This is a genomic window from Streptomyces sp. NPDC047042, from assembly GCF_040644035.1.
GTDB lineage: Bacteria > Actinomycetota > Actinomycetes > Streptomycetales > Streptomycetaceae > Streptomyces.
On record NZ_JBEYVP010000039.1, the window covers coordinates 102,100 to 108,132 of the forward strand.

Annotated in this window: 4 protein-coding genes; 1 reads left to right on the forward strand and 3 read right to left on the reverse strand. The window is 67.8% G+C overall.

Translation table 11 applies throughout. From position 1 onward, the window contains the following. The first annotated feature begins 12 nt into the window (after window positions 1-12). Window positions 13-1,074, forward strand: coding sequence for a glycosyltransferase family 2 protein (locus tag ABZ855_RS36965; RefSeq protein WP_360814478.1), 1,062 nt, complete (start codon window positions 13-15; stop codon window positions 1,072-1,074). A 650-nt stretch (window positions 1,075-1,724) separates the two neighbouring features. Here ABZ855_RS36965 and ABZ855_RS36970 read toward each other — a convergent pair. The 3 genes from ABZ855_RS36970 to ABZ855_RS36980 all read right to left on the reverse strand — a co-directional run. Continuing rightward, complete coding sequence (locus tag ABZ855_RS36970) at window positions 1,725-3,176, reverse strand: alpha/beta hydrolase family protein (RefSeq protein WP_360814462.1); 1,452 nt, start codon at window positions 3,174-3,176, stop codon at window positions 1,725-1,727. A gap of 428 nt (window positions 3,177-3,604) precedes the next feature. After that, on the reverse strand, window positions 3,605-4,612 hold the full coding sequence (locus tag ABZ855_RS36975) for an ABC transporter ATP-binding protein (protein ID WP_360814464.1): 1,008 nt from the start codon (window positions 4,610-4,612) through the stop codon (window positions 3,605-3,607). After that, on the reverse strand, window positions 4,609-6,033 hold a 1,425-nt coding region (locus ABZ855_RS36980; protein ID WP_360814466.1), incomplete at its 5' end, for an oligopeptide/dipeptide ABC transporter ATP-binding protein. The genes ABZ855_RS36975 and ABZ855_RS36980, both read right to left, overlap by 4 nt.

Here is a 6,033-nt window from a genome sequence, read left to right on the forward strand (position 1 = left end):
CTCTCGATCGTGATGCCGGCGTTCAACGCAAGCGCACACTTGGTCGAGGGACTTCGAGGCATCGCATCGCTACTTGGTTCGGACGCTGAACTGGTTTTCGTGGATGACGGTTCCACTGATGGCACCGCTGGGATATTCCTGGTACTTCAACAGAAGTTGCCTCTGGCGAACGCACGGATCATTCGACAGGATCATGCGGGTGTTAGCGTTGCGCGTAACACCGGCCTCTTGGCCGCAAGGGGTGCGTATGTCTTGTTCCTCGACAGTGATGACAGCGTATCTGGGGATCTGCTCGCTGAAATTCAGGTCGCAGTTGCTGACCGTTCACCGGATATCATCTGCTGGGGATGGGACACGGTCGCGGCTACCGGCGAGGTTCTCCGACGCTACTTCGACGTACACCCTGTGATTCCAACGGAGATGTCTGGCGTAGAAGCATTGTTTCGGAGAACGGTGGACAGGTCTCTGCGATTGTGGACGGCCAGCGCCGCGTATCGGCGGTGCTATCTGGTGGAGAAGCAGCTCACATTCACACCAGGTCGCTCAGTCGGTGAAGACCTAGAATTTGGCTATCGCGCCCTCCTGCATGCTCGGAGTGTCGCCTTTCTGCCACGGGTTTTGTCGACATATCGCCAGCGGTCGAACTCGGTCACCCAGTCTCACTCGGTAGTGCGCTTTGAAAGCTTGCTTGCTCTGCAGAGAGTCTTGTCCGAGTTGGAGGCAGACGGGCGGACAGAGGTCGACCTGATTGCTGATCACTTCCGCCGCACAAAGAGTCTCGTGAACTACTTTCACACACTTGAGTCGTCCTTGCGCGGCCTGAACCACCGAAGCCCCTGCAAGCTGCTACGGGAGATCGACGAAGCCTACCCGTGCATGAATGGCGAAATGCGCAGCCTAATTCTCGGAAATAGAGCGCAAATGCCCTTCGAATGGCTACTGTTCGCGCTGTCGACGAGATGCTGGTGGATGTGGAAGCGTACTCAGCAGTACGTCGATCGTTTCCTGCCTCGCCGACTTAGATCAACCGGACCTTTCGCGGAGGTGAGACGCGCTAGGTTACTGGCTCGATGACGGAGCCCTTCCAGTCTGGCGGTGCTGATCGCGAATTGAACGGTTGCGAGCAACGACGAAGCTCCTGGTAGCCGTGTTCCCAGCACTCTGGCGGTTCCTGACTGGGCAACAGACCGCCAGGCGGTGGGAGAGCGGAACGTGGTGGCGGCGCCTTCGTCGAGGCGGCCGGCGTCGCCTTCGCCGAGTACGGCGGCACCGTCGACGTCCGCGAGATCGCCCGTCGCAGCGGTGTCGGCATGGGTACGCTCTACCGCCACTTCCCGACCAAGGAGGACCTGCGCCTCACCGTCCTCGAGCAGCAGTTCGACTCCTGGCTCGCCGCCGCCCACCAGCAGGCCATCGCGACCGAGGACCCCTGGCAGGCGCTGACCGGGTTCTTCGAGCAGATGCTCACCACGCAGGCAGACAACCGCGCCGTCGTCGAGAGCTACACCAGCAGGGGCGGCCCCACCCCCTCGTGCGCCCAGCGCTGCTACACGTTCATCGACGAGCTGCGCATCCGCTGCATGGACGCCGGCCTCCTGCGCCCCGATGTCACCACCGACGACCTGGTCCTGCTCAGCGGCTCGCAGCCGCAACACCGAACCGCTGCCCGAGCCCGCAACCGAGGCGGACGCGCCCAAGGGCGACTGACCGAGCGGTCAGCAGGATCAGCCGACGAACCTGACCACGCTGGTGCGCACGTCAGTGACGCTGCCCAGCGAGTATTGCTGGTCCTGGTCGGCCGGGCCGAGATCGACGAGGACGGTCAGACGACCCTCGGCATCCGGTACGACGATGCTGGGCACGCCGTTGATCATGACTGTGACGGCACTGGCGCCGTCGAACAGGGGCGGCGTCATGACGCGCGTCGTTCCACTGCCCGTGACGGTGAACCCGTCCGCACTCACGTCACGCAGGTCCAGGAACTCCGACGCACGGTTCGGGTCAGCCGTGACCGACCAGCCGAACACGCCGAACTCCGGCTCGATGGACCGGTAGTCGAAGCTCGCCGGATTCGAAGTGTCCTGGGAGAACCGGTTGGTGAACCGACCGAGGCTTTCGGTGATCTCCTGCTTGAACATGGCAGGAGTGTGACAACCCCAGTTGTACGACGTGAACGTGTGCGGGACACCGAGCGAGACGAGCCGGTTGTGCAGGCTGTACGTCTCCGGGTTGACGATGCCGGACTCCAGCACACAGGCGGTCCAAGCGGCGGGATCACCCACCTCGACGGCTCCCGGGACCCCGTTTCCGGTGTAGAGCTGTACGTCCACGCTCCCCAGGTTCCCGGCCAGGTCGGTCGGGTTGTGCCCGCGCCAGCGGACCTCGTTGGTCACGCGGGGCCCGTAGATCGAGTCCGGCGCAGCGAGGTCCAGAGCGGGGCTGAGCGAGAGGACGGCGGCTCCGGGAATCCAGTTGCTGTCGGCCGCTCCGGAGAGGCTCGAGGTCGCGGCGAACAGATCCGGGTGCCTCGCGGTGAGCATGAGGGCGCCGTAGCCGCCCATCGAGGCACCCATGACCGCGCGGTGGGCGCGATCGGGAACAGTGCGGAAGTTCGCTTCGATCAGTGGGATGAGCTGCTTGGTTACGAACGTCTCGTACATCGGCGGGCCACCCGCGCCGTTGTTGTACCAGTCGCTCCAGTACCCGGAGTTGCCGCCAGGGATGGTGCCGCCGGTGTTGACGACACCCTCGAGCGGGTTCGCGCTCGGGGAGACGACGATTGACGGGTAGGAGGCGGTGAGGCTCTCGCCGTCCGCCGTGGTGCGGAACATCGTCTGGTCGCCGTTGGTCCCGGCCAGGAAGTACGTCACCGGCCATCGGCGGGTCGGGGCGGCGGCGTAGCCGGTCGGCAGCGTGACCTCGACCTTGGCCGGTGTGGTGAACGACGGTGTCGCGATGGTCAACGACACGGTGCGCTGGGTGACCCACTGCTCTCCGGTGATCGCCGCGCCGGCGACCGGCACGGTTCCCGGCATCGGCGGCAGGTCTCCGCTCGCGGCCGAGGCCGAGGCCGATCCCGGCGCGAGGCCGGTGATCGTGCCTGCGGCGGCGACGCACAGGGTGATCAGCGCGGCACGGAGACGGTTGGTGCGGGCGGCAAGGCGAAGCAGGCTCATACAGGTCCTCGGGCTGAGTCGGTTCGAAACGGGCGGAGACGATCTCACCGGCGTCGCGTCGCCGGCACGGATCACTGCGAGGCGTCGTTAACGGCAAGGTGCGAGTTCACAGCGGAGGTGCGGGTTCACGGCGAGGTACGGGTTCACAGCGAGGTACGCGTTGACAGCGAGCTACGGGTTCACAGCGAGATGCGGGTTCACACGCGCTGTCGGCCCACCGCGAAGTGCCGGATCACCACGCGCTGTCGACCCAGAGCGAAGTGCCGGTTCACCACACGCTGTCGGCCCACCGCGAGCGGCCGGACCACCACGCGCCGCCGGGCCCACCGCGAGACGCCCCACCACGCACCGCCGCCCCACCACGCACCGCCGGCCCACCGCAAGGTGCCGGTTCACCGCAAGGGGCCGGTTCACCATGCACTGTCGGTTCACCGCGAGGTGTCAGTCGTGATCTCGCTTCGCCATTCGGGGTAGCGATGGCAGGCCACGATCCGGCCGTCGGCCGTCGTGCGGGCCTCCGGTCGGCTCTGCCTGCAGCGTTCCTGGGCGAACGGGCAGCGGGCGGCGAACGCGCATCCGCTCCCCTGCTGTGTGTCGCCGCTCGGGAGGTCACCGGCAGTGGCGGCGGCGCGGCGTTTGCGTTGCGCCGCCGGGTCGGCCACCGGGGCGGCGAGCAGCAGCGCGCGGGTGTACGGGTGGGCGGGCTCGGGGGTCACCAGGCGGGTGGGCCCGGCCTCCATGACCTGTCCCCGGTACAGGACGGTGACGTCGTGGCAGATGTGCCGTACGACGGACATGTCGTGCGAGATGAACAGGTACCCGACCCCGTGCCCGTCCTGGAGGTCCGCCAGGAGGTTGAGGATCTGGGCCTTGACCGACAGGTCCAGCGCGCTGACCGACTCGTCGCAGATGACCAGTTGGGGGTCGGTCATCAGGGCACGGGCGATGGAGATGCGCTGGCGCTGGCCCCCGGAGAAGTCGCGCGGGTACTTGGCGGCGGCGGCCGGGTCCAGTCCGACGTCCTCGAGCATCCTTGTCGTCCGGCGCGCGATGGTCTCCCGCGAGCGGATGCCCTGGGCCAGCATCGGTTCCGCCAGGCTGCGGCCCACGGTGTAGGAGGGGTTGAGGGAGCTGTTCGGGTCCTGGAAGACGGCTTGCAGGGAGCCGCCGAGTTTCCTTCTCGCCGCGGGTCCGAGGTGTGTCGTGTCCTGGCCGAGCAGACGCACGCTGCCGGACTGGGTGGGTACGAGGCCCAGTACCGCCTTGGCGAGCGTGGACTTGCCCGATCCCGACTCTCCCACCAGTCCCATGGTCGTACCGCGTGGGACGGTCAGGCTGACGTCGTCGAGTGCCTGGAACAGCGGTTCACGGCGTCGGCGTCTGAATCCCACACTGACGTTGCGGACATCCAGTACGGGAGACTGCTGTTCGGTCATCGCGGTAGTGCTCCTTCACTGACGAGTTCCTCGGTGCGGACGCAGCGGGCGGTCGTCTCCTCGCCGACGGGCCGGAGAGGGACGGGCCCGCCGGTGCACTCCTCGCGCGCGTGGACGCACCGGCCGGCGAAGCGGCATCCGGTGGGCCAGGCCCCGGGGGGCGGCACCCGGCCGGGCAGCGTGGGCAGTCGTGCCCCCTCCCGCGCGGTGCTCGGATCGGCGGCCAGCAGTGCCGCGGTGTACGGGAAGCGGGGCGTGTCGAACAGACGCTGCGTAGGGGCCTGTTCGACGACCTCACCGGCGTACATGACCACCGCCCGGTCGGCGATGTCCGCGACGACGCCCCAGTCATGGGTGATCAGCAGGATCGCCATGCCGGTGCTCTGCTGCAACTCGCGCAGCAGGGCGAGGATCTCCGCCTGCACGGTGACATCCAGCGCGGTCGTGGGCTCGTCGGCGATCACGAGTTTCGGGCGGCCGGCGAGGGCGAGGGCGATGTTGACGCGCTGCGCCATGCCGCCGGAGATCTCGTGCGGGTAGGAGGCGAGCACCCGGTCGACGTCGCGCAGCTTGACCTGATGGAGCAGTTCGGCGGCTCGTGCGCGCGTCGCGGGTCCGGAGAGGCGTTCGTGGCGGCGGACGACCTCCTTGAGGTGGCTGCCGATCGTGTGCGTGGGGTCGAGGCTGCCGAGGGCGTCCTGGGCGATGTACGCGATGCCGGAGCCGCGTACGGCACGGTAGGTCTTGGGGCCGCCGGCCACGAGGTCCGTTCCGCGATGGACGACCTCGCCGCCGGTGACCTCGACACCGTCCGGCAGCAAGCCCAGCACCGCGAGGGCGGTCATGCTCTTGCCGCAGCCGGATTCGCCGACGACGGCGACCGTCTCTCCGGCGCCGATGCCGAACGTCACGTCGCTGACCAGCGTGATGTCCTGGGCGGACGTCCTCGCCGTCACGGTGAGTCCCCGTACGTGGAGCAGGTCCTCATCCGGATCGCCGGAGAGTGCCAGCGCCCTCGGTGGCGCGTTCGTCCTGCGGGCACGTCCCGCCCGGCGTCCGCGCGGTGCAGCCGGCCTGTGTTCACCCGCCGTCTGCTCGCGGATGGCGTCGCCGAGCACCCCGAACGCCAGCACGGTGAGGGCGATCGTCACCCCGGGCGGGACGAGCAGCCAGCCGTCGGAGGTGACGACGGTGGAGGCCTGGCTGATCATCTCGCCCCAACTCGGCCTTTCCCCCGCCGACATGACGCCGAGGAAGGCGAGCGCGGCCTGGAAGCCGAGGCCGACTCCCGCGAACACCGACGCCTGGGCCAGGATCGGGCCGAGCACCCGGCGCAGTACATGGCCGCTCATGATCCGCCAAGGGCGTACTCCGGAGACCCGGGCGGCGGTGACGAACAGTTCCTCGCGGACCACGAGCGT

What these genes read in the sequence shown, in the direction of transcription:
- ABZ855_RS36975 (WP_360814464.1), bottom strand. Translation starts at nt 4,612, where the DNA reads ATGACCGAACAGCAGTCTCCCGTACTGGATGTCCGCAACGTCAGTGTG.
- ABZ855_RS36965 (WP_360814478.1), top strand. Translation starts at nt 13, where the DNA reads ATGCCGGCGTTCAACGCAAGCGCACACTTGGTCGAGGGACTTCGAGGC.
- ABZ855_RS36970 (WP_360814462.1), bottom strand. Translation starts at nt 3,176, where the DNA reads ATGAGCCTGCTTCGCCTTGCCGCCCGCACCAACCGTCTCCGTGCCGCG.